The sequence below is a fragment of the Enterobacter sp. RIT418 genome (assembly GCF_003057745.1).
Lineage (GTDB): Bacteria > Pseudomonadota > Gammaproteobacteria > Enterobacterales > Enterobacteriaceae > Enterobacter.
On record NZ_QBJD02000022.1, the window covers coordinates 29,109 to 54,206 of the forward strand.

The 25,098-nt window shown below is 57.8% G+C and carries 28 protein-coding genes; 8 read left to right on the top strand and 20 right to left on the bottom strand.

Translation table 11 applies throughout. The annotated features are described in order from the left end of the window. Positions 1-14 precede the first annotated feature (14 nt). The 4 genes from DBY73_RS20180 to betT all read right to left on the bottom strand — a co-directional run bounded on the left by DBY73_RS20180 (position 15) and on the right by betT (position 5,097). Entirely contained in the window at positions 15-692 is a 678-nt protein-coding gene (locus DBY73_RS20180; RefSeq protein WP_112013023.1) for a molecular chaperone, read from the bottom strand. Positions 693-752: 60 nt separating this feature from the next. Continuing rightward, positions 753-1,307, bottom strand: coding sequence for a fimbrial protein (locus DBY73_RS20185; protein ID WP_045281639.1), 555 nt, complete (start codon positions 1,305-1,307; stop codon positions 753-755). 115 nt (positions 1,308-1,422) lie between these two features. Continuing rightward, the gene (locus DBY73_RS20190) at positions 1,423-2,004 is read right to left on the bottom strand and encodes a hypothetical protein (RefSeq protein ID WP_258458752.1); all 582 of its coding nucleotides are present in this window, start codon (positions 2,002-2,004) and stop codon (positions 1,423-1,425) included. Positions 2,005-3,063: 1,059 nt separating this feature from the next. Continuing rightward, positions 3,064-5,097, bottom strand: coding sequence for a choline BCCT transporter BetT (gene betT, locus DBY73_RS20200; RefSeq protein ID WP_112012941.1), 2,034 nt, complete (start codon positions 5,095-5,097; stop codon positions 3,064-3,066). A 128-nt stretch (positions 5,098-5,225) separates the two neighbouring features. Here betT and betI point away from each other — a divergent pair, with 128 nt between their 5' ends. Genes betI through betA form a run of 3 tightly spaced genes read left to right on the top strand, consistent with a single transcriptional unit; the run spans position 5,226 to position 8,977 of the window. Then, on the top strand, positions 5,226-5,813 hold the full coding sequence (betI, locus tag DBY73_RS20210) for a transcriptional regulator BetI (RefSeq protein ID WP_112012943.1): 588 nt from the start codon (positions 5,226-5,228) through the stop codon (positions 5,811-5,813). Positions 5,814-5,826: 13 nt separating this feature from the next. Next, positions 5,827-7,299: a betaine-aldehyde dehydrogenase gene (betB, locus tag DBY73_RS20215; RefSeq protein ID WP_112012945.1), complete on the top strand. Its 1,473-nt coding sequence runs from the start codon at positions 5,827-5,829 to the stop codon at positions 7,297-7,299. Positions 7,300-7,312: 13 nt separating this feature from the next. Next, the gene (gene betA, locus DBY73_RS20220) at positions 7,313-8,977 is read left to right on the top strand and encodes a choline dehydrogenase (RefSeq protein ID WP_112012947.1); all 1,665 of its coding nucleotides are present in this window, start codon (positions 7,313-7,315) and stop codon (positions 8,975-8,977) included. A 78-nt stretch (positions 8,978-9,055) separates the two neighbouring features. Here the strand turns inward: betA and DBY73_RS20225 are convergent, their stop codons facing one another. From DBY73_RS20225 to budA, 5 genes are all read right to left on the bottom strand, one after another. Beyond that, positions 9,056-9,754, bottom strand: coding sequence for a GNAT family protein (locus tag DBY73_RS20225; RefSeq protein WP_112012949.1), 699 nt, complete (start codon positions 9,752-9,754; stop codon positions 9,056-9,058). A gap of 108 nt (positions 9,755-9,862) precedes the next feature. Further along, a complete protein-coding gene (locus DBY73_RS20230) occupies positions 9,863-10,336 on the bottom strand; it encodes a cold shock domain-containing protein (RefSeq protein WP_112012951.1) in 474 nt (157 codons plus the stop codon). Positions 10,337-10,466: 130 nt separating this feature from the next. After that, on the bottom strand, positions 10,467-11,237 hold the full coding sequence (locus DBY73_RS20235) for a (S)-acetoin forming diacetyl reductase (RefSeq protein WP_112012953.1): 771 nt from the start codon (positions 11,235-11,237) through the stop codon (positions 10,467-10,469). A 20-nt stretch (positions 11,238-11,257) separates the two neighbouring features. Further along, a complete protein-coding gene (gene alsS / locus DBY73_RS20240; protein ID WP_112012955.1) occupies positions 11,258-12,937 on the bottom strand; it encodes an acetolactate synthase AlsS in 1,680 nt (559 codons plus the stop codon). A 13-nt stretch (positions 12,938-12,950) separates the two neighbouring features. Further along, the gene (budA, locus tag DBY73_RS20245) at positions 12,951-13,730 is read right to left on the bottom strand and encodes an acetolactate decarboxylase (RefSeq protein ID WP_112012957.1); all 780 of its coding nucleotides are present in this window, start codon (positions 13,728-13,730) and stop codon (positions 12,951-12,953) included. 102 nt (positions 13,731-13,832) lie between these two features. Here budA and DBY73_RS20250 point away from each other — a divergent pair, with 102 nt between their 5' ends. Next, positions 13,833-14,720 carry a LysR family transcriptional regulator gene (locus tag DBY73_RS20250; protein WP_112012958.1) on the top strand — a complete coding sequence of 296 codons (888 nt, stop codon included), beginning with the start codon at positions 13,833-13,835 and terminating at the stop codon, positions 14,718-14,720. A 5-nt stretch (positions 14,721-14,725) separates the two neighbouring features. Here the strand turns inward: DBY73_RS20250 and DBY73_RS20255 are convergent, their stop codons facing one another. The 9 genes from DBY73_RS20255 to DBY73_RS20295 form a co-directional block, all read right to left on the bottom strand. Beyond that, the gene (locus DBY73_RS20255; RefSeq protein WP_112012960.1) at positions 14,726-15,253 is read right to left on the bottom strand and encodes a DUF3833 domain-containing protein; all 528 of its coding nucleotides are present in this window, start codon (positions 15,251-15,253) and stop codon (positions 14,726-14,728) included. Next, positions 15,250-15,777, bottom strand: a complete 528-nt coding sequence (locus DBY73_RS20260) for a hypothetical protein (protein WP_112012962.1) — start codon at positions 15,775-15,777, stop codon at positions 15,250-15,252. The genes DBY73_RS20255 and DBY73_RS20260 overlap by 4 nt, the downstream gene beginning before the upstream one ends. Beyond that, on the bottom strand, positions 15,774-16,259 hold the full coding sequence (locus DBY73_RS20265; RefSeq protein WP_112012964.1) for a DUF2878 domain-containing protein: 486 nt from the start codon (positions 16,257-16,259) through the stop codon (positions 15,774-15,776). Before DBY73_RS20265 ends, DBY73_RS20260 begins: the two co-directional genes overlap by 4 nt. Further along, on the bottom strand, positions 16,256-17,476 hold the full coding sequence (locus tag DBY73_RS20270) for a cyclopropane-fatty-acyl-phospholipid synthase family protein (RefSeq protein WP_112012966.1): 1,221 nt from the start codon (positions 17,474-17,476) through the stop codon (positions 16,256-16,258). Before DBY73_RS20270 ends, DBY73_RS20265 begins: the two co-directional genes overlap by 4 nt. Beyond that, positions 17,473-18,195: a DUF1365 domain-containing protein gene (locus tag DBY73_RS20275; RefSeq protein ID WP_112012968.1), complete on the bottom strand. Its 723-nt coding sequence runs from the start codon at positions 18,193-18,195 to the stop codon at positions 17,473-17,475. The genes DBY73_RS20270 and DBY73_RS20275 overlap by 4 nt, the downstream gene beginning before the upstream one ends. Position 18,196: 1 nt before the next feature. After that, entirely contained in the window at positions 18,197-19,456 is a 1,260-nt protein-coding gene (locus DBY73_RS20280) for an FAD-dependent oxidoreductase (RefSeq protein WP_112012970.1), read from the bottom strand. Then, the gene (locus DBY73_RS20285; protein WP_112012972.1) at positions 19,453-20,172 is read right to left on the bottom strand and encodes an SDR family NAD(P)-dependent oxidoreductase; all 720 of its coding nucleotides are present in this window, start codon (positions 20,170-20,172) and stop codon (positions 19,453-19,455) included. Before DBY73_RS20285 ends, DBY73_RS20280 begins: the two co-directional genes overlap by 4 nt. Next, positions 20,169-20,603 (bottom strand): nuclear transport factor 2 family protein, encoded by a 435-nt coding sequence (locus DBY73_RS20290; protein WP_112012974.1) that lies wholly within the window; start codon positions 20,601-20,603, stop codon positions 20,169-20,171. Before DBY73_RS20290 ends, DBY73_RS20285 begins: the two co-directional genes overlap by 4 nt. 201 nt (positions 20,604-20,804) lie before the next feature. Further along, positions 20,805-21,146 carry a DUF1294 domain-containing protein gene (locus tag DBY73_RS20295; RefSeq protein ID WP_112012976.1) on the bottom strand — a complete coding sequence of 114 codons (342 nt, stop codon included), beginning with the start codon at positions 21,144-21,146 and terminating at the stop codon, positions 20,805-20,807. A gap of 196 nt (positions 21,147-21,342) precedes the next feature. Between DBY73_RS20295 and DBY73_RS20300 the strand changes: the two genes are divergently transcribed. Then, the gene (locus DBY73_RS20300; protein ID WP_112012978.1) at positions 21,343-21,738 is read left to right on the top strand and encodes a VOC family protein; all 396 of its coding nucleotides are present in this window, start codon (positions 21,343-21,345) and stop codon (positions 21,736-21,738) included. Positions 21,739-22,127: 389 nt separating this feature from the next. After that, on the top strand, positions 22,128-22,583 hold the full coding sequence (locus DBY73_RS20305; protein ID WP_112012980.1) for a hypothetical protein: 456 nt from the start codon (positions 22,128-22,130) through the stop codon (positions 22,581-22,583). Positions 22,584-22,706: 123 nt separating this feature from the next. On the opposite strand, the gene DBY73_RS20310 is transcribed toward DBY73_RS20305, so the two are convergent. Both DBY73_RS20310 and DBY73_RS20315 read right to left on the bottom strand, forming a co-directional pair. Continuing rightward, positions 22,707-23,012 (bottom strand): cupin domain-containing protein, encoded by a 306-nt coding sequence (locus DBY73_RS20310; protein ID WP_112012982.1) that lies wholly within the window; start codon positions 23,010-23,012, stop codon positions 22,707-22,709. Between the two features lie 263 nt (positions 23,013-23,275). Next, entirely contained in the window at positions 23,276-23,953 is a 678-nt protein-coding gene (locus DBY73_RS20315; protein WP_112012984.1) for a DUF1963 domain-containing protein, read from the bottom strand. Positions 23,954-24,353: 400 nt separating this feature from the next. Between DBY73_RS20315 and DBY73_RS20320 the strand changes: the two genes are divergently transcribed. Together DBY73_RS20320 and DBY73_RS20325 are read left to right on the top strand one after the other, a co-directional pair. Further along, entirely contained in the window at positions 24,354-24,665 is a 312-nt protein-coding gene (locus DBY73_RS20320) for a type II toxin-antitoxin system HigB family toxin (protein WP_112012986.1), read from the top strand. Continuing rightward, entirely contained in the window at positions 24,662-25,081 is a 420-nt protein-coding gene (locus DBY73_RS20325) for a helix-turn-helix domain-containing protein (protein ID WP_112012988.1), read from the top strand. The genes DBY73_RS20320 and DBY73_RS20325 overlap by 4 nt, the downstream gene beginning before the upstream one ends. Positions 25,082-25,098: the final 17 nt, after the last annotated feature.

A 25,098-nucleotide genomic window follows, 5' to 3' on the forward strand; every position in this document is an offset into this window, starting at 1 on the left:
GTTGTTAATATTTTTTATTTCAGCATCTGGCGCTTTTCTGTCGTTACGCCACCAAAATCATTTATGGCTTTCCACGCCACCTGCTTTCCACTGCCGGCGACCGTTACGGAACTCAAGGGGGAAATCATTGGCGGCGGCGCGATCGTTTTATTGCCAACCGTTAATGAATAAAGAGAAACGTAGAACGGCGTCGGATTATTAATCACCAGGCGTTCGCCGCGCGGTTCAAACGTTAATCGCGTCCATGCCTCACCCGCATTTTCCGACGCCAGAGCCGCAGGCCGGTAGAAAAGCTTCATGCGCGTCTTAACGGCAATAAGCAGCCTGTTCTCATCTGACCGGGTCATTGAGGGAATTGATTTTACGTTAAGCCAAAATACAGACTCTCGGTTTTCAGGCAGCGACGTCTCGCCGGTATAAATGACCCGCAGCGTATTTTCATGACCACCGTCGAGGCGGAACAGCGGCGGCGTGACGATAAAAGGAACCTGCTCCTTCGAGTTTTCGCTTAATTCAATCCATGACTGAATTAAATAGGGGACAGCATCCTTACTGTTACTCACAGGGAGTGAGGCTTCGTTTTCAGCTCCATTATAAACTAAGCGCGTTCCGCCAACGGTTATGCTGGCCTGGCCTGGCAGGGAGAGCAGGCAAGCGCCTAATAATACAATCGTTCGAATAAGTTGACTCATCATACTTCCCCGTTATTCCGGCAGGAAAAAATGGGGCGTACCCTGGGTACGCCCGGCTTATTACTGATAGGTAATGGTAAAATCTGACGTTGCGTTTGCCGTACCCGCAACCACGGCAGCCTGCGTTGCCTTATATTTCGCCACGAAGGTCATTTTGTTGCTGTTAGCAGGGTCTTCGCCTGTGCTGGTGTCAAGCGTGATGCTCTTAGACTGGGTCGCCAGCGGGATTGCGGTGATGCCATCTTCTTCATAGAACGCCACGCCGACGCCTTTCGCCGTTTGACCGCTGTTCAGCGCAAGAATATTGGTGTCGCTGCTGTCCGCCGTGCCGTCAAACTTAACGGAGGCAGAGGTGACGGCCGCAGGGCAGTTATTCAACACAATGCTAAAGCGGGTTGCGGCAGCAACGGCCCCGGCCGCGTTGAACGAGCTCTTTGGAATTTTGCCAAGGTTAACGGTCTGGTTCGCCGTATTGGTATCAATCGTACAGGCAGAATCCAGAATGGTGCCTGTAAAATTGATCTGTCCATCGGCTGCGCTGGCGGCAAAGGTTATTCCAGAAACCGCTGCTGCCATAACCATATTTCGAATGACACTGTTTAACTTCATTTGCATAGCTATATATCCTTAGGATTGAAGGTATCTGCGCAACGTTCACTGTTGCGCAGGAAGAGCGGAACTGGACCGCTAAATTTATGTTCGTTTAAGCCAATAAATAGACGTTATATCGTTATGAGCATCTCAGGCTTTGCGATGATAAAAGTAAAATAAGTTGTTTCATCTCCAGACCATTGCCTAACGCCAGTCGATTTCTAACATAGTAATTTTTGTTAATTTCGTATTTATTTTTAATTCGGCACTGGCTCGTCGATTTATCATAAACTTTCAGGAGAAAGTTCAAATGGTCGTCCGACAGTCGCGTCGACAGCCTCTGATACAGCACGTCTTTTAATACGCAGGGGTTCTCATTCGCCCGATGTTTAGAGGCGCGCTCGCACAGCTGCTTGAGATCCTTAAGCGTAGTAACAAGGCGGAAGAATTTTAAAAAGCCGTTCTCCGCATTGTCCTCGGGCGCAATAAAATAGGTAAGGCGCATTAACCCCCTCGCCGCAAGGCGATAATAGAGCCATCGGATATTCTCGCTACTTTCTCCTATTGTATCGATGAGAATGTAAGATTTATCCAGAATGGTCGCGCTTACTAAGAACTCCAGCCGATTGTCAAAATAAAATATTTCTCTATTGGCTGAGTTCAGTGTTTTAATTGCCTGCCTCATGGCAAAGCTTCTTGAAAAAACTAATAGCGCCGTCAAAACTCATTCCTTATGAAATTTATCATCGTCAATGTGAAGAAGGTTTTACAACATATATCCGTTCTAACGAACCGCAGTCGATTTTGTACGCTTTCCCATAGATTCTTGTAAAAGGATAACGTTCAAATCCCACGGTATTAAATGCGTTCTGGATTTTCTTCATCATGGACAACAAATAGGATTTCGAGCACCGTAGTCCATAATCATCAAACACGTGTATGATGATGTCATTATCGTAGACAATTTCGTTATCCATCCCCGCCAGGAGATACTCGAACAGTCTTGCTTTCGTCATGCCGAATCTTTTAATACGTCCATTCTTGATATTGATAAGCGTTCTTGTTGAAAGCCGGTACTCAAGATGATGAAAAATCGTGTATCCATACAGAAGCTCGTCAGAGACAAAAGGCACAAAGACTCCTTAGAAGTTTATCATTCTCATTTCCATGTCGGCGTCTTCTCCATTCGAAAGGATTTCGGTGTTCATCTGATGCACTGAAATGTTATTAAAATGAAGAAAATGTGACAATGAGACTAATTTATTAAAGCAAAACACCACAAAATGCATTCAATGCGATACAAAAAACCACTTTATTTGATTTTTTAAGTTTAAAAACACAAATGTTTCATTTATGTTTTTTATTGCCGCATCTCGAAACAAAAATTTCACATCAATATATTTATCTAAATTTAACGAATACTTAGCAATAAAACCTACAAAAAATAAACATGATTTTATAATCAATAAGTTACAAAGATATCCTGCCCCTGTTAAACCTAGTCTTAATAGGGTTAAATTAGGATTTTTCATGACATCTTTTGCGATTTTCCTAAATGAAAGCTGACAAACACTGAACATTCTTTACATTCAAAACATTCCAGTCAGTTCCCAAAATCGTACTTAAATAAATAAAATCAATAAGTTGAGTTAATAGTCGTTCCCAGATCAATTTTCTCGTCGCAAATTAACAATAATGGTCACGGCTTTATGCAGGCAAAAAAAAGGCAAGGTTTGCTAACAACCTTGCCCGCAGATCAACGGAAGACGTTTGAAGGAAATCAGGTATCCGGGAACATCACGCTATTGCCCGGTGCTTCTCTGTGGAGGTGAATAAAGTTCAGGTGGCGCTCGTACTGGTCCAGAATGTCCGTGATCACCTGCTCTTTGCTGTAGTCCATCAGGTCGTTGCCCTGGCTTCCCTCAAGCAGGAAGGTCTCCAGCCGGTAATAGGTCGATTTCCCGCTGCGCGCGCGGTAGGTAAATCCGGGCACCGAATACTGCTGCGGCCAAATCTGGTAGACAAAGTTCTGCTCGTCCCCCATGTGCACCAGCAGATCCAGGTGCCCCAGGTTCTCGCCCTCGTCCGGCGGCAGGTTTTTCAGCTCCACGTATGCACCGCGCAGCTTCAGCTCCTGCGCCACTTCCTCCATTGCCGGGAAGCACACCGTTTCCATCATCTGCCTGGTGTAGCGCGTACCGGGGTAATTCATCAGGCGCGACAGGCGCTTTTTCCAGCTCAGGCGGTCCTGCGCGCCCAGCGGACGCGGCGCGGTATCGCGGCTGGCGCTGACGCGGCGGTAGTCTTCCACCTTGAGCGATTTATACAGCCCGGCCATCACGAAGAAGATCACGAAGCTGAACGGCAGCCCCATAATCACCGTGGTGTTTTGCAGCGCAGAGATACCGTTGGTCATCAGCATGCCGAGCGTCAGCAGGCCGATGGCGACCGACCAGAAGATGCGCAGCCAGTTCGGCGCGTCGCTGTTGATGTCCTTCAGCTTCGAGGTGAAGTTGCCCAGCACCAGCGCGCCGGAGTCCGCTGAGGTGACGTAGAACAGCAGGCCGGTGATGGTCGCCACGGAGGCGCTAAAGGTGAACGCCGGGTACTGCGCCAGCAGGCTGTAGAAGCCGCGCTCCGGGTGCGCCATCGCTTCCTGAGCAAACCCCGCATTGCCGTGAATGATCTCGTGCAGCGCGCTGTTGCCGAACACCGAGAGCCACAGCAGCGTAAAGGTGAACGGGATAATCAGGGTGCCCATCACGAACTGGCGAATGGTGCGCCCGCGCGAAATACGCGCCAGGAACAGGCCGACAAACGGCGACCATGCCACCCACCACGCCCAGAAGAACAGCGTCCAGTTGTTCATCCACTCCACCGGACGATCGAAGGCGAAGCTGTTTAGCGTCATCCCCATAAAGCGGTTCACGTAGTCGCCCACGTTCAGGACTAACGCATTGAGGAGGAAGGAGGTGTCGCCCATAAACAGCACGAACAGGATCAGGCCCAGCGCCAGCGCGACGTTCAGCTCGGAGAGCACGCGGATGCCCTTGTCCACGCCGGAGGTCACCGAAATGGTGGCAATAATCACCGATAGCGCAATCAGCGCCGCCTTGGCGGCCATCGAATCCGGGATATCAAACAGCACGCTCAGCCCGTAGTTGAGCTGCACCACGCCGATGCCGAGCGTGGTGGCGATACCAAAGATGGTGCCGATCACCGCCGCGATATCTACCGTGTGGCCAATCGGTCCGTTAATTTTTTTGCCGAAAATCGGATAGAGCGCGGAGCGGATGGTGAGGGGCAAATTATAACGATAGCTAAAGTATCCCAGCGCCATGCCCATCAGCGCGTACATTGACCAGCCCGTCAGACCGTAGTGGAACAGCGTCCAGACCATCGCCTGCCGCGCGGCCTCCATCGTCTGCCCTGCCCCTTCCGGCGGCTGCATATACTGCGTGACCGGCTCGGCCACGGAGAAGAACATCAGGTCGATGCCGATGCCCGCGGCAAACAGCATCGCCGCCCAGCTCAGCAGGCTGAACTCAGGCTTAGACTGCTCCGGCCCGAGCTTGACGGAGCCGAAGCGCGAACAGGCAATGCACACCACGAAAACGATATAGAGCGTCGCCGCCAGCAGATAGTACCAGCCGAAGGTCTTCGACACCCAGTTCAGGGCACGCCCAATCCACTCGGCGGAAAAATCGCTAAAAAAGATCGTCGTCAGGGAAAACAACAAAATCAGCCCGGCGGAGGTGTAAAAAACGACCGGGTTGATTTTGTCTTTTTCTCTGTCTTGTGAAAGGTCTGTCATCCAGTATCCCCACTGTTTTTGTAACTATTAAAATCCAAATCCGCAACAATTAAGACACATTTTATATTGAACGTCCAATCAAAAACCGCTTTAATGTATTACCAACGCTGATGAATGGAGTGGCAAAAATGCCCAAAGTGGGGATGCAGCCGATCCGGCGCAGGCAGCTTATTAACGCCACGCTGGAAGCAATAAATGAAGTGGGAATGCACGACGCGACGATCGCGCAGATCGCCCGTCGGGCGGGCGTTTCCACGGGGATCATCAGTCACTACTTCAAGGACAAAAACGGCCTGCTGGAAGCGACCATGCGCGACATTACCGGCCAGCTTCGCGACGCGGTACTCAACCGTTTACGCGCCCTGCCGGGCGGCAGCGCGGAGCAGCGGCTACAGGCAATCGTTGCCGGCAATTTTGACGAAACCCAGATCAGCAGCGCGGCGATGAAGGCCTGGCTGGCCTTCTGGGCGAGCAGTATGCACCAGCCGATGCTCTACCGCTTACAGCAGGTCAGCAGCCGCCGCCTGCTGTCGAACCTGGTCAGCGAGTTTCGCCGCGAGCTGCCGCGCGAACAGGCGCAGGAAGCGGGCTACGGGCTCGCCGCGCTGATTGACGGGCTGTGGCTGCGCGCCGCCCTGAGCGGCAAACCGCTGGATAAGACCCTGGCCCAGTCGCTTACCGGCCACTTTATCAGCCAGCATTTACCGACCGATTAACCGAGGAGAAATTATGTCCCGAATGGCAGAACAGCAGCTTTACATCAATGGTGGTTATACATCGGCCACCAGCGGTCGCACCTTCGAGACCATCAACCCGGCCAACGGTGACGTCCTGGCGACCGTACAGGCCGCCGGGCGCGAGGACGTCGATCGCGCGGTAGAAAGCGCACAGCGCGGGCAAAAAATCTGGGCGGCGATGACCGCCATGGAGCGCTCGCGCATCCTGCGCCGCGCCGTGGATATCCTGCGCGAGCGCAACGACGCGCTGGCGAAGCTCGAAACCCTCGATACCGGTAAAGCGTTTTCCGAAACCTCAACCGTCGATATCGTCACCGGCGCGGACGTGCTGGAGTACTACGCGGGGCTGATCCCGGCGCTGGAGGGCAGCCAGATCCCGCTGCGCGACACCTCGTTCGTCTACACCCGCCGCGAGCCGCTGGGCGTGGTGGCGGGCATCGGCGCGTGGAACTACCCGATCCAGATCGCCCTGTGGAAATCAGCCCCGGCGCTGGCGGCAGGCAACGCGATGATCTTCAAGCCGAGCGAAGTGACGCCGCTTACCGCGCTGAAGCTGGCCGAAATTTACACCGAAGCGGGCGTTCCGGACGGCGTGTTTAACGTTCTGCCGGGCGTGGGCGCGGAGACCGGGCAGTTCCTCACCGAACATCCTGGCATTGCCAAAGTTTCCTTCACCGGCGGCGTCGCCAGCGGCAAAAAGGTCATGGCGAACTCGGCGGCCTCGTCCCTGAAGGAGGTGACGATGGAGCTGGGCGGCAAATCGCCGCTGATTATTTTCGACGACGCCGACCTCGATCTCGCGGCGGACATTGCCATGATGGCCAATTTCTTCAGCTCCGGCCAGGTCTGCACCAACGGCACCCGCGTGTTCGTGCCCGCGAAGTGCAAGGCCGCGTTTGAGCAGAAAATCATCGAGCGCGTGGGCCGCATCCGCGCGGGCGATCTGTTCGATGAAAAAACCAACTTTGGCCCGATGGTCAGCTTCCCGCACCGCGACAGCGTGCTGCGCTACATCGCCAAAGGTAAAGAGGAAGGCGCGCGCGTGCTGTGCGGCGGCGGCGTGCTGAAGGGCGAAGGGTTTGATAACGGCGCGTGGGTGGCCCCGACGGTGTTCACCGACTGCACCGACGAGATGACCATCGTGCGCGAGGAGATCTTCGGGCCGGTGATGTCCATCCTCACCTACGAAACCGACGAAGAAGCGATTCGTCGCGCCAACGACACCGACTATGGGCTGGCGGCAGGCATCGTCACCGCCGATCTGAACCGCGCCCACGGCGCTATTCATCAGCTCGAAGCGGGCATCTGCTGGATCAACACCTGGGGCGAATCCGCCGCGGAGATGCCGGTTGGCGGCTACAAGCATTCCGGCATTGGCCGCGAGAACGGCGTGATGACGCTCCAGAGCTACACCCAGGTGAAGTCCATCCAGGTTGAGATGGGTAAATTCCAGTCCATATTTTAACCGGGAGGTTTATTTGCAATTTGACTACATCATTATCGGCGCCGGCTCTGCCGGCAACGTGCTGGCAACGCGTCTGACCGAAGATCCAAACACCACCGTGCTGCTGCTTGAGGCGGGTGGGCCGGACTATCGCTTTGACTTCCGCACCCAGATGCCCGCCGCGCTGGCGTTTCCGCTGCAGGGCAAGCGCTACAACTGGGCGTACGAAACTGAGCCAGAGCCGTACATGAACAACCGCCGCATGGAGTGCGGACGCGGAAAGGGGCTGGGCGGCTCGTCGCTGATCAACGGCATGTGCTACATCCGCGGCAACGCCATGGATCTCGATAACTGGGCGAAGGAAGATGGCCTGGCGCACTGGAGCTATCTCAACTGCCTGCCCTACTACCGCAAGGCCGAAACCCGCGACGTGGGGCCAAACGACTACCACGGCGGCGACGGTCCGGTGAGCGTCACCACCTCGAAGCCGGGCGTGAATCCGCTGTTTGAGGCGATGGTGGAAGCGGGCGTGCAGGCGGGCTATCCGCGCACCGAGGATCTTAACGGCTACCAGCAGGAAGGCTTCGGCCCGATGGACCGCACGGTCACGCCGAAGGGCCGACGCGCCAGCACCGCGCGCGGCTATCTGGACCAGGCAAAGCAACGCCCGAACCTGACCATCCGCACCCATGCCATGACCGACCGCATCCTCTTTGAAGGCAAGCGCGCGGTGGGCGTCGAGTGGCTCGAAGGCGAAAGCACTATCCCGTCGAAAGCGACGGCGAAGAAAGAGGTGCTGCTGTGCGCGGGCGCCATCGCGTCTCCGCAGATCCTCCAGCGCTCCGGCGTGGGCAATGCTGAGCTGCTGAAGCAGTTCGATATCCCGCTGGTGCACGACCTGCCCGGCGTGGGCGAAAACCTGCAGGATCACCTGGAGATGTACCTCCAGTACGAGTGCAAGGAGCCGGTCTCCCTCTACCCTGCCCTGCAGTGGTGGAACCAGCCGAAGATTGGCGCCGAATGGCTGTTTGGCGGCACCGGCGTGGGCGCGAGCAACCACTTCGAGGCGGGCGGGTTTATCCGCAGCCGCGAAGAGTTCGAATGGCCGAACATTCAGTACCACTTCCTGCCGGTCGCCATTAACTACAACGGCTCGAACGCGGTGAAAGAGCATGGCTTCCAGTGCCACGTTGGCTCCATGCGCTCGCCGAGCCGCGGCCACGTGCGAATTAAGTCGCGCGACCCGCACCAGCATCCGGCGATCCTGTTTAACTACATGTCCCACGAGCAGGACTGGCAGGAGTTCCGCGACGCGATCCGCATCACCCGCGAGATCATGCACCAGCCCGCGCTGGACAAGTACCGTGGCCGGGAAATCAGCCCGGGCGTGGAGTGCCAGACCGACGAGCAGCTGGATGAGTTCGTGCGCAACCATGCCGAAACCGCCTTCCACCCGTGCGGCACCTGCAAGATGGGCTACGACGAGATGGCGGTGGTCGACGGCGAAGGCCGCGTTCACGGGCTGGAAGGGCTGCGCGTGGTGGATGCGTCGATTATGCCGCAAATCATCACCGGCAACCTGAACGCCACCACCATTATGATCGGCGAGAAAATTGCCGATGCGATCCGCGGGCGCGAGCCGCTGGCGAAGAGCACCGCGGCGTATTACGTGGCAAACGGCGCACCGGTTCGCCGCTGAGGGTTCCCCCTCACCCTAACCCTCTCCCCATAGGGGAGAGGGGACGATCGCTCCCCACAGGGGTGAGGGCCAAGCCTTTTATTTCCGAAATGCCTCCAGCCGCTTAACCTGCCGCCCGTCCCCGTCAAAATTGTCCGCGGCCAGCCAGGCGCGCAGCGCCGCATCGCGCTCAGGCCATTCACCATCAATAATGGAATGTATATCGCTATCGCGGTTGCGCCCTTTGCGCACCATCTTCTGGCGCAGACGCCCTTCCCAAACAAAACCCAGCCGTTCGGCGGCGCGTCGCGACGCGGTGTTCATGGAATCGCACCGCCACTCCAGCCGCCGGTAGCCATGCTCGAAGGCATTTTTCAGCAGCAGCCATACCGTTTCGGTGCCAATTCGGGAACCTTTCATCTTCCGTGACCAGGTGACGTGGCCGATCTCCACCGACCCGAGCAGCCGCTCGTTGGCCATATAGCTCACCAGCCCCACCGCGCGCTCGGTGTGCAAATCAATCACGGCGTAGGGCACCAGCGCATCGTCCATGACCTTTCCCAACACCCAGTGGGCGGTTGCCTCAACGTTTGCTGGCTTCGTGCTGGCAAGCCAGGTCCAGTCGCCGTCATCCCCCAGCGCATAAGCCTCATAGAGATCGGCAGCATGACGCTTAACGTCCAGCGGCTCCAGACGGCAGTACTGGCCGAACAGCGGCGAGCGGGTTAAGACGCGCGCGCCCGTCCAGCCGGGCACGATATCGTTAACGGTTTGACCAAATTGGTTGAGTTCGGGCACGGCGGTGACTCCCTGAAAGGTAAGGAGTTTGTTATAGCAGGTTAAAAAGAGAACGAAAAGACCGGAAAAGGCAGGCCGGGTTAGGCGCAGCCGCCACCCGGCAAAAGGTTACTTCAGCAGTTTCACCGTGGCATCAATGTCGATTTCATCTTCGGTGAAGATCAGCGTCGAATTCTGGAAGGTGGTAATCGCGAGCTTCTTCACCGTGCGCATTTCGCCCGGCTTTTTGTCGGATTTTGGCTTGATGCTGTTCATCAGCAGCCCCACCGACAGCACCGCATTTTCCTTGTCGATTTTGGTATCGACCGGCTCTTCTTCGCTGAACACCACGAAGGACTTGATCGAGGTGAGCTTCACGCGCTCGCCCGCGATGTAGAGGTGTTTGCTTTCCGGGATCACCTTCACCGCGTACGCGGAAAGGCCTTTATTGTTGGTTGTCGGCTCGAAGGTCACCGCCGCGTCTTTCTTAATCAGATCGGGGTTGGCGACCTTAATCACGTGAAAATAGCGGTTGTCGCCGTTTTCATCTTTGATAAATCCAAAGCCTTTATCTTTAAACCACGTTGTGATTGTACCGTTCATGCTGCTTCCGCCCGTCTGTCGATCGTTAACTCAATTTTTGCAGCGCGCAGTGTAATGCACAATGTCCGTACAGACAAAAAAAACCCCTGCACGGGTGCAGGGGAAAATCATGTCAGAGCTTATTTTTTTATTAGTTGAATACCATTCCGCCGTCAATCAGCAGCGACTGGCCGGTCATGTAGTCGGAGTCCGGGCCGGCAAGATAGGAGACGCAGGCCGCCACGTCTTCCGGTTCAGAAAGCCTGCCAAGCGTGATGCGTTTGGCGAAGGTTTCCGTTCCGTAGCCAAGCGGTTTACCCGCCGCCTCGGAAACCTGACGGTCGATTTCGGCCCACATCGGCGTTTTCACGATACCGGGGCAGTAGGCGTTAACGGTGATCCCCAGCGGGGCGAGATCCCGCGCGGCGGTCTGGGTCAGGCCGCGCACCGCGAACTTGCTGGAGCTGTAGACCGCCAGTTCCGGGTTGCCGGTATGGCCCGCCTGGGAGCAGGCGTTGATGATCTTGCCGCCGTGCCCTTCCTTGCGAAACGCGTCAATCGCCGCCTGGATCCCCCAGATCACCCCTTTGACGTTGATGTTGTATACCTTGTCGACGATCTCCGGCGTGATGGATTCGATCGGCGTGGACGGCGCCACGCCCGCGTTGTTGACGATCACGTTGAAGCCGCCCAGCGCGGTGCGGGCTTTTTCTACCGCCGCAAACACCTGCTCGCGGTCGGATACGTCCACCTTCACGGCAACGGCCCTGCCGCCGCTGCGTTCGATCTCATCGGCAACCGCTTTGGCGGTCTCTTCGTTGTAATCGGCAATCGCCACGGCAAAACCGTCCTTCACCAGGCGCAGCGCAATTGCCTTACCGATCCCCTGGCCGGAGCCTGTTACGAGAGCAACCTTTTGCATCGTTCTGTCCTTATATTGAGTCACAAAATCTGGCTGAGATGGAGCTGGCCCATCAGCAGCGGGTTATCGCTATAGTCGACGGGAATGGCCACCACGGCCGGGCCGTCAACGTCCATCGCCGCACGCAGCGTCGGCTCCAGCGCATCGGCGCTTTCAACCGCAAAGCCTTTTGCGCCGAAGGCGTCCGCGTAGGCTTTGAAGTCGATCGGGCCGAACTCAACGCCGGAGAGGCGCTGGTATTTTTTCTGTTCCTGAATCGCCACCATGTTGTAGCCGTTATCCACCCAGATGATGTGCAGCACGTTGGCGTTAAGGCGCACGGCGGTTTCCAGCTCCATGCTCGACTGCAGGAATCCGCCGTCGCCGGAGACGGAGACCACCTTGCGGCCCGGGTTGACCAGCCACGCGCCGATCGCCCACGGCAGGGCCACGCCCATCGTCTGCTGGCCGTTAGAGATCATCACCTGGCGCGCGCGGAAGCTGTAAAGGTAGCGGGCGATCCAGATGTGGAAACTGCCCATATCGACGGTGAGCGTCACGTCATTGTTCACGATGTCCTGCATGGCGCGCACGATGCGCAGCGGATGCAGGGCAAACTGGTTGAGCGACGCACCGCGTCGGTCGAGGAGATCGCGCTGGTGCTGGCGATCGACGAGGATTTCGGTGGCCTGCGGGCTCAGCGCAAGCGTGTGGTCGAGACGCCCCGCCAGCGCGTCAAGCGTCGCCGCGATGTCGCCCACCAGCTCGACGTCGGGCACGTAGTTACGCTCTTCATAGGCGGGCAGCACGTCAACGTGCACCAGAGTCGCGTCGCCGCGGTTCCACATGGACGGCTCGTATTCGACCGGGCTGTAGCCGATGCAGATAATCAGATCCGCCAGGTGCAGCAGCCGATCTCCCGCCTGGTTATTAAACAGCCCGACGCGTCCGGCAAAGCGGGTGAAGTGTTCCTGATTCACCGCCCCGGCGGCCTGATAGGTGCTGGTGACCGGGATGCGGCTTTTCTCCAGCAGCTTGCGCAGCGCGGCGCTGTTGGCAGGCTGGCTCGCCATCAGGCCCAGCAAAATCACCGGGTTTTTCGCCCTTTGAATAAGCTTCGCGACGTCGTTAATCGCCGCCTCCGGCGCGGGGCCCATCAGCGTCGCGGTGCTGGCAGGCAGGACGGCGCCCGTGACGGGCTGGTCAACGATATCCTGCGGCAGGCTGACGAAGGCGCTGCCCGGCCTGCCCTGCTCGGCAACGCGAAACGCGTTCGACACCACCTCGGCGAGGGCGTCCGGCGCGTTGACCTCCACGGAATATTTGGTCACCGGGCTAAACATGGCGACGGTGTCCATGCTCTGGTGAACCTGCTTGGCTTTATCCGCCCGCTTCACCGCGCCGCCCAGCGCCACTACCGGGTCCCCCTCGCTGTTGGCGGTCGCCATGCCGGTGATCAGGTTTGAGCAGCCCGGCCCCGACGTGACTAATGCCACCCCGGCCTTACCGGTCAGCCGCCCGACCGCCGCCGCCATAAACGCGGCGTTCGCCTCGTGGCGTACCGGGATCAGTTCAATCGGCGAATCGAGGAGGGAATCAAACACCTTGTCGATTTTCGCACCGGGAATACCAAACACGTGCTTCACGCCCTGCGCTTCCAGCTGGCTGACGACCAGGTCGGCGCCGTGCGCCCACTGGCGAGAATGTTTTTCACTGTTCACGGTTGTTCTCCTGTTAGTTTTCGACGGAGCGGATTGCCGCATCGAGATCGCTGGGGTGAAGATTGGCCTGTAAAAACGCGCTGTCGGCGGGAAGGTCGATCATCAGCTTGTGAATTTCGCCAAAGGTCAGCACGCCGCTCTCCAGCTGGTAGTCCAGCAGGTGGCCGCCGCCCTGGCGATCGTCGGTGATGAAATGCTCGTGATAGCCCGCCACGTTGATGCCCTGCATATGCTGCGGCGTGCGGAACCCCACCAGCACGCCCTCGCGCGCGCTGAAGCGGAACACCGGCTGGTCGTCGAGCACGTCGGTCATCGCGCGGTACGGCGGCGTCTGGCGCGGCACGGTGCGGGTGTGCGCGTGGCGGAAATGGCCGTCGATGCGCAGGGCGCAAAAGAGGTTATCCGAGGGGATCTGCTGGTCGATAACGTCGTGGATCTGCTGGCGGCTGACCGGCGCGTCGAAGACCTTGCGGTACTGCGGCTGGAACCAGGTCATCACCGCGAACGGCGTTTTTTGCTCCGGCTTCGCGGCGCGGGCGCTGCCGTCGGCGCGCAGCTGATAGACCTGGCTGCTGAAGGCGATCATTTCACCGTCCAGCTCGTTGAACGTGCCGAGGCCAAAATCACCGTGCGCGAGCAGGTCGGCGATGGTGGTTTCCCCTTCATAAACGCCGCTTAGCAGGGCGCTCATGAGCGATGTTTGATATATCACACTGTCAGGATGTTGCGCTGAAAACCCGCGCAGGGTCTCGCAAAGGCTTTCCTCACAGTCACATACAGGTGAATGGGTCATCATGCGTCCTCTTCAACTTTTTTAGAAAGGTTAAATAAATGTTGACCCGATTCAGCACAGAGTTCCAATATAGAAATCCTGCTGGTTTGAGACGTTTTTGATATGGAACTTCGTTACCTGCGCTATTTCGTTGCGGTAGCCCGCGAGCGACACTTCACCAAAGCGGCCAAAGCGCTGGGTATTTCCCAGCCGCCGCTCAGTCAGCAAATCAAACGCCTGGAAGATGAGGTCGGCACGCCGCTGTTCCGTCGCCTGACGCGGGGCGTAGAGCTGACCGAAGCGGGAGAGGCCTTTTACGAGGATGCCTGCAAAATTCTGGCGATGAGCGACGCCGCGCTGGAGAAAACGCGCGGCATTGCGCGCGGCCTGATCGGCAGCCTGTCGATTGGGATCACCAGCTCGGACGCCTTTCATCCCCAGATCTTTACCCTCATCCGCCAGTTTCAGCAGCAGAACCCGGCGGTGACGGTCAATCAGGTTGAGGCGAACATGGCGACGCTGATGCACAGGCTGGGCGAAGGCGAGCTGGATTTAGCGTTCGTGCGGCTGCCGTGCGAAAGCAGCAAGGCGTTCGATCTGAAAATACTCGATCGCGAGGCGATGGTCGTGGCGCTGCACGGTTCGCACCCGCTGGCGGATAGCGGCGCGCTGGCGCTGCAACAGCTTAGCGATACGCCGCTGATTATGTTCCCGCAGGAGGTCGCGCCGGGTTTGTACGACCGCGTCTATGGCTGCTGCGAGCGGGCGGGCATTAATATGCACAACAGGCTGCAGGCGTCCCAGCTCTCCTCATCCCTGAGCATGGTCTCGGCGGGAGGCGGGTTCGCGCTGGTGCCGCAGTCGATGACGTCTATTTCCCCGCCGAACGTAACCTACCACGCCCTCACCTCGCCCGAGCTGTATACGGACATTGCGATCTGCTGGCGGCGCTTCGAGCGCTCGCGCACGGTGAAGCGCTTTCTGGCGATGCTGGATAAAGGGCCTGCGTAATATGCCTACGGTTTTCGCGTGAAGAACAGCGTCACCGTGCCCACGCGGAAGCCGAACTTCGTCATCTCCGTTTTGTTAAACAGCCGCGTGTCGTCCTGCAGGTACATCCAGTCATCAAAGTGCAGCAGCCAGGTTTTGCCGTCGGCCTTCACGTTCATGCTGTAGCGCCAGTGAAACGCGTTGCCCGCCGCCTCGCCCTTCGCGACGCCGTCAATATCGCCCGCCGTGCCCTCGAAGCGATTGCTCCCCAGGCGGCGAATATGCCAGACGCGCTGCTGCTTCTCGCCGTCGTCGTAGACAAACTGCTCGTTAAGCGTGAGGGTGTCGCCCACGACGTCGCCGGTAATCTCCACGTGAAAGCGGCGGATCTGCCTGCCGCTGCGGTCTTGTACCATCCCCCACGCTTCGGTTTTCCCCTTGAAATAGCTGAATATATCGAGGGCGGGCTGCTGCTGGCGGTAGTCGGCCACCTCGGTGCTACACCCCGCCAGCAGCATCAGCAGCGCCGCGCCAAACATCAGGAAACGTTTCATGGTTGACCTCCGATCAGCTGCTGACGCAGCGTTGGATATTGCGTTTGCGGGGAGAGCCAGATCGCCAGGAACCGCGTACTGAAGGTTTCCGGCTGCGGCGGCCCCAGCGCCGAAAAGCCGCGCTGCGAACCGGCGGCGCGGTACCAGAACTGCCCCTGCCCGTCCTTTTGCACAAACGCCAGCTGCGCGCCGGGCGTTACGTCGGGCCAGATCGCGCGCAGCGCGCCTAGCCAGGCCTCGCTCTGCGGCTCCTGCCGGAGAATGCCCATCGCCGCCCACTGGTCGCGGGTGGCCTCGACAAGCTCGTCGCGATCGATGTCGCGCCGGTAGGTAATGACCAGCGCCCGGTCGCGCGTCGCCCCGTCGTAGCGTCCATCAGGGGTCAGCAGCTGGGAGGTATATACGGTAAACGGCCCCCACGTCAGCGTGGCGTCCCCCACCTTGCGCCAGCTCAGCCAGTCGGCCGCCCGCGTCGCGGGAGCCGTCACCGTCAGGGCCAGCAGCAACAGCCATGCGAGCCTCATCGTTGTCGCCCCATCATGAAGTGGAAAAAGAGCATCAGCACCAGCCAGCCGGGCACCATCCAGCCGATGACGATAACCGCGGGCTGCAGGAAAACGATCCCGCCCAGACGCTCGCCAACCAGGTAGGCGACCGGCCCCCCTGCCGTGGCCAACAGAATAAGCAGCCAGCCCGGCAGCGTCGTCGCACGCGTCAGTCCGGTCCAGACCGAGGCAAACATCAGCCACAGCGCGATCATCCACAGCGGCATGAGCGCCTTCCCGGCAAAGGCAATCAGCCCGGTCAGCGCCCAGAGGGAATCCAGCGCGCAGCCCACCGCCGCCAGCAGCGCGGCGTTAAGCCGATGGGGCGGCGGCAGCATCAGCCACGCGAGGATCGCCAGCGCCAGCCAGAGGATCAGCCCGCGCTCGCGAAACAGCACCACCAGCGTCCAGTAGAGATCGAAGCCGATCGCCAGCAGAATCACCTGCCCGTATCGCCTCATACGCGGTCCGCGGTGAGCTGCACCACGCTGATGGTGCGGGCGTTGAACCCCGCCTCGCAGTAGCCAAAATAGTAAAGCCACATGCGGCGGAAGCGCTCGTCAAAGCCGAGCGCCTCGATCTCCTGCCAGGCGTGGACAAAACGCTGCCGCCAGTGCGCCAGGGTGCGGGCATAGTCCGGCCCCATGTCGAACAGGTTGCGGACCACAAAGTCGGTGTGGCGGGTCATCAGCTCGCTCATCGCCGTGACGCTCGGCAAGAATCCGCCGGGGAATATATAGCGCTGGATGAAGTCGACGCTTTTGCTGTAGTCGCGGTAGCGCTGATCCCGAATGGTAATGGCCTGAATCGCCATTCTGCCGCCGGGGCGCAGCCGCGCCTGACAGGTGCGGAAGAACGCGGGCAGGTAGCGCTGCCCCACCGCCTCAATCATTTCGATCGACACCAGCTTGTCGTACTCGCCGGTGAGATCGCGATAGTCGCACAGCAGCACCTCAACGCGGTCGTCCAGCCCCGCGCGCGCAATCCGCGCTTTCGCCCACGCGTACTGCTCCTGGGACAGCGTGGTAGTGGTCACGCGGCAGCCGTAGTGGCGGGCAGCAAATTCGGCCATCGCCCCCCAGCCGGTGCCAATTTCCAGCAGCCTATCGCCGGGCGCAAGCGCCAGCTGGTCGCACAGCCGCGCCATTTTGGCCCGCTGGGCGGCGGTCAGATCCTGCTTATCGTCGGTAAACAGCGCGCTGGAATAGAGCAGCTCGCCGTCGAGAAAGCGGGCGTAGAAGTCGTTGCCGAGATCGTAATGGGCGGCAATATTTTCACGCGCCTGGGCGCGCGAGTTGCGTCGCGTCCAGTGGCGCAGCCGCTCGACGGGCCTGCCCAGCAGGCGAAAGCCCTTTTCCAGCCGCCCGAGCACGTCGCCGTTCAGGGCAAGGATGTGCAGCAGCGCGGTCAGCTCGTCCGTTTCCCAGTCGCCGTCCATCCACGCCTCGGCGGCCGCGAGGCTGCCTCCGGCCAGCAGGCGTGAGTAAACGCGCGGCGATACGATCTGCACCTGCGCGCGAAGGGCGGAGGCACTGTCGCCAAAGTGGAAGGTCTGCGCCCCTTCGCGCACGGTAATGGAGCCGCCGCGCAGCCCGCTCAGCAGGCGAAAAAGCAGCCAGCGCGCGAGGCGAGCGTTGCGCGGGACGTCGGGTTCAAGCGCAAAGACGGGATCGGTCATGAGCGTTCACTCCTGCGGGCGGGATGGTTATACAGCGGCACGCGCTTGAGCCATAGCCGAAGCGCCTGCCAGTAAATCGCAAAAACGGTTTTGAGCGTCATAAGGGGAATGCGCAGCAGCAGCGAGCGCAGGGCGCGGCGCGTGAGCGGCTCCCGCGCCAGCATCAGCGAGGCGTCAAACACCTTCGTCTGCTGATGGTTCTCAATGTGCATGTGCAGCGTGGCATCCGGGTGGTTAAAGCGCCAGCGGTAGACCATGTCCATCGGGTTAAAGGGCGACACGTGAAAGGCTTTCTGCGTGGGCCGCGCGTCCTGCCCCTCAACCGCATAGTAGTGTCGCTCGTTCCAGGGCGTGTTGCGCACCTCGGCCAGCACCCAGCGCAGCTCGCCCGCCGGGTCGTAGCAGTAGTAGAAGTTGACCGGATTGAAGTGGAAGCCCCAATAGCGCAGCTGGGTCAGAAGCATGACGCGCCCCGCCGGGCGCTCGCCGGTCAGGCTCGCCAGGCGGCTCAGCGCGTTTTCCTTCAGCGGCGCGCCGAGCGGATAGTCCGCATCATAAAACGCCGCGGCGGCGAAGCGGTTTCGCCCAATGCCGACCGAAGGAAGGTGATCAAGCTCGTCCAGGTCTAGCCATGCCATGAACACGCGGTAGGTAAACGCGTGCGGCTTTGGCTGCAGGCGGCGGTGGCGCAGGACGCCGTGATAGAGGCAGCTGTTCATGCTAGTTGCCCTCCCCGCCGGCCATCGCGTTGACCACGTCAAGCGCGCTGCGCACGCCGTCCTCGTGAAAGCCGTTGTACCAGTATGCGCCGCAGAACCAGCTCCGGTTGTGGCCGTTTATCTCGCCGCGCCGGGCCTGGGCGCGCCAGCTTTTGGGGTTAAACAGCGGATGTTCATACACGAAGCGCTTCCAGACGAAACGCGCGTCGACGGGCGCGTCCGGGTTGAGGGTGACGCAGAACAGCGGGCTTCCTTCGGGCAGCCCCTGCAGGATATTCATGTTATAGGTGACGCAGGCGCTGGCCTGGTCGCGCACGCTCAGGCGGTAGTTCCAGCTTGCCCAGGCGCGCTCGCGATCCGGCAGCCAGCGCCGGTCGCCGTGCAGCACTACCTCGTTGCGCTGCCAGCCGATATCGCCCAGCACCTCGCGTTCGGCGGCGGTCGGCTCGTCCAGCATGGCCAGCGCCTGCGCGGAGTGGCAGGCAAAAATCACCGCGTCAAACGCGTGCCGTTCATGCTCTAGCTGAATATTTACGCCGCGCGCGTGGCGGAACACCTGCTGAACCGGCGCGTTAAGGTGCAGGGTCAGGCGGTCACCGAGCGCAGCCAGCATTGCGCGGACGTACTCCCGCGAGCCGCCCGGCACCACGTACCACTGCGGACGATGGGTGATATCCAGCAGGCCGTGGTGCGCAAAGAAGCGCAGGAACAGCGGCAGCGGGAAGCGGCGCATCTCCTGCAGCGACGAGGACCAGATGGCGGCCCCCATCGGCAAAATATAGTGCCGCGCAAAAAAGGCGGAAAAACGGTGCGTCTCCAGAAACGTTTCCAGCGTCGCGCCGGGGTCGATCGGCTCTCCAAGCGCCCGTTTGGCCTGGGCGTTGAAGCGTACGATCTCCTTCAGCAGCCCCCAGAAGCGCGGGTTAACCAGGTTCCGGCGCTGGGCAAACAGCGAGGCCAGCGTGTGGCCGTTATATTCCAGACCGCTTTGCGGGTTGTGCACCGAGAAGCTCATCTGCGTTTTTTGCCCCTCAATGCCCAGCTCGCTCAGCAGCCCCATAAAGCGCGGGTAGGTTCTGTTGTTGTAGACGATAAAGCCGGTATCGATGGCGAAGCGCCCCTCGGGCGTCTCGACGTCAACCGTGGCGGTGTGCCCGCCCGGCGTAGCTCCCGCCTCGAAGAGCGTGACCTGATGATGTCCGGCCAGCCGCCATGCGCAGGTCAGCCCGGCGATCCCGCTGCCGATAATGGCGATGTTCATGAGCGCACCATCCTGCGCAGCAGCGCGCGCTGAAGAAACGCAGGCAGCGCCGACAGCAGGCGCACGATCAGGCCAAAGCCGCCGGGAAAGGCGATGTGGTTTTTGCCCCGTTCCAGCCCCCGCCGGATGGCCGCGACGGCCTGCTCGACGCTCACCCGTCCGGGCATTGCAAAATCATTCTTGCGCGTCAGCGGCGTATCAACGAAGCCCGGCGAGACCACCGTAACGGCGATGCCCTTCGGCTCCCAGTCCAGGCGCAGGCTCTGCGCAAACCAGCTCAGCGCGGCCTTCGAGGCGCCGTACGCCTCCGCCCGGGGGAACGGCAGCCAGTGCGCCATGGAGCTGACCAGCGCCACGCGGCTACCCGCCCGCATCTGCGGCTGAAGCGCGGCAAGGCAGTTCACCGGGCCGAGGAAGTTGGTGGTCATGACCCGCTCGACGAGCGCCGCGTCGACCACGCCGCGATCGAGGTATTCGCAGGTCCCGGCGCAGAGGATAACCAGATCGGCACCGATGCCCGCGAGCGCCTGGCGACAGGCGTCCCTGTCCGTCATGTCAAACAGGCGTATCGTCACGTTTGGGCTGTGCTGATGCAGGGCCTCAAGGCGAGCCGCATCGCGCCCGCAGGCGATGACGTGCCAGCCGTCCTCGGCAAAAGACTTCGCAAGCCCTTCCCCAATGCCGGAGCTGGCCCCGGTGATCAGCACCGTCTTCATGCGCGCACCCTCCGCTTCACGCCCCGTACCGCCCAGCCGAGCAGCGGCAGGTGTTCATAAATCATCTCTCCGGCGTCGTAATAATCGCGCTGACGAACGATGCGCTCGTCCTGGACGTCCACGACCGAGCAGCCCGGTAGATCCAGAACCTCTCCTCCAGCAATGCGCGGATGCGACCAGCGCATGGTCCAGGTCACGACGACGCGCTGCTCGTCGCGCAGGGGCGGATCGATGAGAAAGCGGCAGGTTTCAACGTTAGCGAGCAGGTGGGTGAAGTAGCGCTGAATGGCGAAAAGGCCCGCGTGTTCGCCGAAGGGATCGACGAGCACCGCATTCTGATGGTAAATCCCGGCCAGCGCCGACGGCGGCTGAGCGTCGAGCATGGCGTAGTAATCAATAAACCGAGTGATGACGGATGGCAGCGTGCTCATGGGTCACATCCTGACCGTTAGTAACGTAGCGTTATTGCATACTTAAAACTTAGACAATACGATCGGTTTGTCTAAGTTTTGCGTGAAGTATTTTTTATTGTGCTGATTTATTAACAGGTTACTTATTGCTCGCCTGGGCTGGCACAGCCCTCCTCTCCCTCAAGGGAGAGGGCTCGGGAGAGGGGGGAAAGCGGAAAGGGGCTATGCGGTAAAGGGGTAGAACGTGTAAGCCGCCGCCATCGCGGCGACGCTCACGATGACGCTGATAATGAAGTAGGTTTTGAACGGCTGCTTCTGCGTTTTATGGCGAAAAAGCTGCTGGCCCACAATCGCGCCGGGCCAGCCGCCGACAACGCCAAACGCCAGCAGCGTGGACTCCGGCACCCTGCGCCACGCCCTGCGCGCCGCCAGCTTATCGCCGCCGTAAATCAGCAGCGTCAGGACGTTCGCCAGCAGCAGCCACGTGGGAATGGGATGCGGCGCCAGCAGGCTGGCGAACGCCGCAATGATCAGGAGGGCATAGCAAAAGCGATTAAGATTCATAAGGTTAAGTACGGCAATGGAATAGGTGTGTTATGCCCGCATTATACACTACGCGGCCCGGCGAAATGAGCGCAATGCCGGAGGGTTTATTCGTTACATCGGCAATCATCCCTCCCCCGCTTTTACATTCTGCGATGTCCGCGGGGTTCTTTGATAAAATAGGGCAATGCCATTAATGCCATATTGGGGAGGTCCCTTGAGCACGACCAAAAAACGTCTGGGCTATGTGTCGATTGTTGTCGATGATTACGACAGAGCGATCGATTACTACACCAACACGCTCGGCTTCACGCTGGTTGAAGATACGCCGCAGCCGGGCAAACGCTGGGTGGTGGTATCGCCTGACCCGGACAGCGACTGCAGCCTGCTGCTGGCGCAAGCCTCAAATGAGACGCAGCAGGCCTTTATCGGTAACCAGTGCGGCGGGCGCGTATTTTTATTTCTGCAAACCGATGATTTCTGGCGCGATTACAACGCCATGAAGTCAGCTGGCGTACATTTTTGCGAAGCGCCAAGAGAAGAAGAGTATGGCACCGTGGTGGTGTTCGAGGACCTCTATGGCAACCGGTGGGATTTGCTGCAGCACGCTTAACGTTGTCGATTTAAAACAATTAGTTATATTAAAAAATTGTTCTTTTCTGGTTTCGAGGTCGTTGACGGTGAGCACTTTCTGGAAGGCGCCTCGCAAACCTGAAAAGTAACCTTGTGTAATTCAAGGTTATCTCTTTTCTTCCCTTCTACATCGCCGTAAAGTGCCTGCGTTACGACACACCCGTAACCGGGCGTAGGAACCCGTATATCAAGACACGACATTTTTATGTCTCGGCAGCGCTCAACCCGTTAAGATACGGTTGCGCTGGCGGAGCAGCCGAAAGGTTGGCCGTTGTGTCGTGTGCGGTATTCCTACCTCCGTCAGCGTAACCACTCATTAGCGTAGGAACTCGTGAGATGGTCTGGAGTTAGTTTAAAAAGGAAAAACACATGACAACAATTTCATCCCCAAAATACGTGCTTTCAGAAGAAAGCGTGGTTCACCCTCTCCTCACACAGCCCGTTTCTCAGTCCGCGGACATTTTTGAACTGGCCAACGCCTGTACCGCTTACGTTAGCGTACTGGTTGAATCAGACCACGATGAAAATAACGCCACGCTGTATAAACGACTGTTCGTCGCCCTCAAGCTGCTTCGCGAACGGTGCGATGACGACCTTCCACCGTACCTTGTCGAGCAGCTGATTGCGGGGGAAAAGAGCGGCTCCTGCGTGCCGGACTGCTGGCTGGAAGCGGCAACGCAGGTGGACTATGCGCTGGCGTTAACGCAGGCGGTGATGGGCGGAACGCTGCAGCCCAGCGTGGCAAAAGAGCTGACCGGGCTGCTGCACGACATGGTGTGGATGCTGGCCGAATATGTGAAGGAGTCGTATAGTTCGGCGCACTAACGAAGAAAACGACAAGCCGGAATTAGCCTACGGGAATCAGAATTTCGGCCTGGTAAAGTACACTGAATTCTCTTTTTTGGTAGTTGCTCTGCCCAAAAAGCGGACCAACTTTCTTTATGCAGCCTACGATTCGGGTAAATCAATAATAACCAGTATGCCAAAACTGCCCGCTTCCACAGTATGAGGAACGCCCGCTTTGGCGACATATAGCTGGCCAGACGTTACGGAGAATTTTTTTCCTTTCACGCTCAACTCCAGCCGTCCATCAATAACCAGTAACCCCTCATCATATTCATGTACCTCTTCAATTACCGGGCATTCATCCATTCGTAAAACTTTGAGATTTGCAGTGTCTACGCGGCCTAATATCTGAGAGCGCCAGGCCTCCGGTAATGCATGCGCTTCGGTTCTGAGGTCATAAAGCGACATCACGTCATTCCTTTTGATGTTCGTTTGATCTCTTATGCCATATAAGTTTCCTGCCACCATATAACAAATATGGAAAAGCACCTCGAATAAGTGGTTATATACATCCTCAATAGGCTCGTTTTTTTTATGTATGACAAGCTGTGACCTGACGGAAAATCTGAGAATCAACAGGCCGATGGGAGGAATGAGTTAGTTAATGGCACGGAGCGGACCGCATGAAGTGCCGCAAGGTCTGCTGTGAGCGATGAGAGGACGTTGAGTTTCTAGTAAAACTGACATGAAAACGTCCAGAATCCCTCTGGGGATTTGTGAAAGTAGTCGATACCATTGTCCGCCCACATCCAGTTGACTTTTTCTTCTGACCCCACTTGAAAGACAAAATCTTGAATCCCCACACCATGTTGTATCTCCGTTGGATATCCTCCAACCTTGGTTCCCCTGTACCGGTTAAAACCATCATAGAATCTATCACTTGCATCCTCATCATCGTTTACGTCAGACAAGTCAATAATATCCCAAGCATCCTCCCATCCCGGAGCATCATCATTGACACTCACCCACCGAACCGGAAATGCGCGATATGGAGTGTTAATTGCAGGCAATAACTCAAGCCCATCAAGGGTGGCGTATTCTCGTATTAACCACCCCTCGCCATGAGGTTTATCAAATGGATGGCTTTCCATATTATGATAAAGCACTAAGAGCGCGATCCCCTTCAGTTGTTCAGGAATCACGGGAAGCTCATCTACGCGAATCTGGAGAAGCGGAAACATCGGCTGCCCCTTCCAAACTGGCAACCCTTCACCTGGAAGAGCGACTCCTTTTAAAAACCAGGATGTAATTGGGTTTGCTGTAGGGCGGAAACCACCGACTTGTGCCACAGAGGCAGTACGTAATTTGGATCTGAGTTCTTCTAAAACTAACGCACTCTTGGATTTCATAATTGCATCCTTGCGTATGCCTATACTTCTGGATTCTGAAATAGAGAAGTTTTTATTATAAATCGTAATTATTACCCAACAGACCTAAATATTTCTGTACTTCCTCTTCAGACTGGTAACGGAGGTCCGCTTCTGGCACAAAGCGGACACCACTCTCATTCCCTTTTCGAGACTTAACTGCTAGCCAACCATCCATCATACGTAAATCGCCTGAACGCTACACGCAAAACGAAAAATTCCTCCTTCACATCACCTGTCCTCTCCTCCTACAGTACCAACGTTCTTCGGACGGGTGCACTTTTAGCAATCTTAAATAAAGGCGCATCTATTCAAAGTTTCCACATTGTCAACTCAATACGCATTGACTATAATGTTTCCAATCTGGAAATAAGAGGCAAGGATGCATGTCGTCTCCAGAGCGCCATTTGAAAAGGCGAGTAGACTATTCCCCAATCAGGCTATCGCGCTTGAAGATCTTTACCGGGTACTGCGCAAGGATAACTTCCCAACTCCAAACGACATGAAATTGCGCTTCCCTAGCCTCGATAAAATGAAATACCGGGATAAATGGTGGGTCATTGATGTTGGCGGTGGGCATCTGAGGGTAATGTTTTTTGCTGATTTCGCTCGTGGAAAGATTTTCATTAAGCACATCAGCACGCATGCAGAATACGACAAGCTTTTAGATGTGTATCGGAGAACGAAAGAATGAACTACGCAGAAACTATCAAAGCAGCAAACGCGCTGACTAAGCTGCTGCCTTTCCTGAGCGTAAACCCAACAAAAGAAGACTATCAAGACGCGCTGGATCTGGTGGAATACCTGATCGAGCACGATCCTGATAATCCACTCATCGATATGCTAACGGCAAAGATCGACAGGTACGAAAACGCGTCGCCGGAGTTTGCGGAGTTTAACGCGAGGGTAGCCAGCATACCCTCAGGCGTGGCGCTGCTGCGAACGCTGATGGACCAGCATAAGCTGACGCAAAGCGACCTGGAAAATGAGATTGGTAAGAAGTCGCTGGTGAGCCGCATCCTGAGCGGCCAGCGCTCGCTGACGCTTGACCATATGCGGGCTCTGGCGAAGCGTTTTAACATACCGGTCAGCACGTTTGTTGGTGATTGACTGACGTAACGCCACGC

Coding starts and splice junctions, on each gene's coding strand:
- DBY73_RS20180 (WP_112013023.1), bottom strand. CDS start 692: ATGAGTCAACTTATTCGAACGATTGTATTATTAGGCGCTTGCCTGCTC.
- DBY73_RS20185 (WP_045281639.1), bottom strand. CDS start 1,307: ATGCAAATGAAGTTAAACAGTGTCATTCGAAATATGGTTATGGCAGCA.
- betT (WP_112012941.1), bottom strand. CDS start 5,097: ATGACAGACCTTTCACAAGACAGAGAAAAAGACAAAATCAACCCGGTC.
- betI (WP_112012943.1), top strand. CDS start 5,226: ATGCCCAAAGTGGGGATGCAGCCGATCCGGCGCAGGCAGCTTATTAAC.
- betB (WP_112012945.1), top strand. CDS start 5,827: ATGTCCCGAATGGCAGAACAGCAGCTTTACATCAATGGTGGTTATACA.
- DBY73_RS20230 (WP_112012951.1), bottom strand. CDS start 10,336: ATGAACGGTACAATCACAACGTGGTTTAAAGATAAAGGCTTTGGATTT.
- DBY73_RS20235 (WP_112012953.1), bottom strand. CDS start 11,237: ATGCAAAAGGTTGCTCTCGTAACAGGCTCCGGCCAGGGGATCGGTAAG.
- budA (WP_112012957.1), bottom strand. CDS start 13,730: ATGACCCATTCACCTGTATGTGACTGTGAGGAAAGCCTTTGCGAGACC.
- DBY73_RS20250 (WP_112012958.1), top strand. CDS start 13,833: ATGGAACTTCGTTACCTGCGCTATTTCGTTGCGGTAGCCCGCGAGCGA.
- DBY73_RS20255 (WP_112012960.1), bottom strand. CDS start 15,253: ATGAAACGTTTCCTGATGTTTGGCGCGGCGCTGCTGATGCTGCTGGCG.
- DBY73_RS20260 (WP_112012962.1), bottom strand. CDS start 15,777: ATGAGGCTCGCATGGCTGTTGCTGCTGGCCCTGACGGTGACGGCTCCC.
- DBY73_RS20265 (WP_112012964.1), bottom strand. CDS start 16,259: ATGAGGCGATACGGGCAGGTGATTCTGCTGGCGATCGGCTTCGATCTC.
- DBY73_RS20270 (WP_112012966.1), bottom strand. CDS start 17,476: ATGACCGATCCCGTCTTTGCGCTTGAACCCGACGTCCCGCGCAACGCT.
- DBY73_RS20275 (WP_112012968.1), bottom strand. CDS start 18,195: ATGAACAGCTGCCTCTATCACGGCGTCCTGCGCCACCGCCGCCTGCAG.
- DBY73_RS20280 (WP_112012970.1), bottom strand. CDS start 19,456: ATGAACATCGCCATTATCGGCAGCGGGATCGCCGGGCTGACCTGCGCA.
- DBY73_RS20285 (WP_112012972.1), bottom strand. CDS start 20,172: ATGAAGACGGTGCTGATCACCGGGGCCAGCTCCGGCATTGGGGAAGGG.
- DBY73_RS20290 (WP_112012974.1), bottom strand. CDS start 20,603: ATGAGCACGCTGCCATCCGTCATCACTCGGTTTATTGATTACTACGCC.
- DBY73_RS20295 (WP_112012976.1), bottom strand. CDS start 21,146: ATGAATCTTAATCGCTTTTGCTATGCCCTCCTGATCATTGCGGCGTTC.
- DBY73_RS20305 (WP_112012980.1), top strand. CDS start 22,128: ATGACAACAATTTCATCCCCAAAATACGTGCTTTCAGAAGAAAGCGTG.
- DBY73_RS20310 (WP_112012982.1), bottom strand. CDS start 23,012: ATGTCGCTTTATGACCTCAGAACCGAAGCGCATGCATTACCGGAGGCC.
- DBY73_RS20315 (WP_112012984.1), bottom strand. CDS start 23,953: ATGAAATCCAAGAGTGCGTTAGTTTTAGAAGAACTCAGATCCAAATTA.
- DBY73_RS20320 (WP_112012986.1), top strand. CDS start 24,354: ATGCATGTCGTCTCCAGAGCGCCATTTGAAAAGGCGAGTAGACTATTC.
- DBY73_RS20325 (WP_112012988.1), top strand. CDS start 24,662: ATGAACTACGCAGAAACTATCAAAGCAGCAAACGCGCTGACTAAGCTG.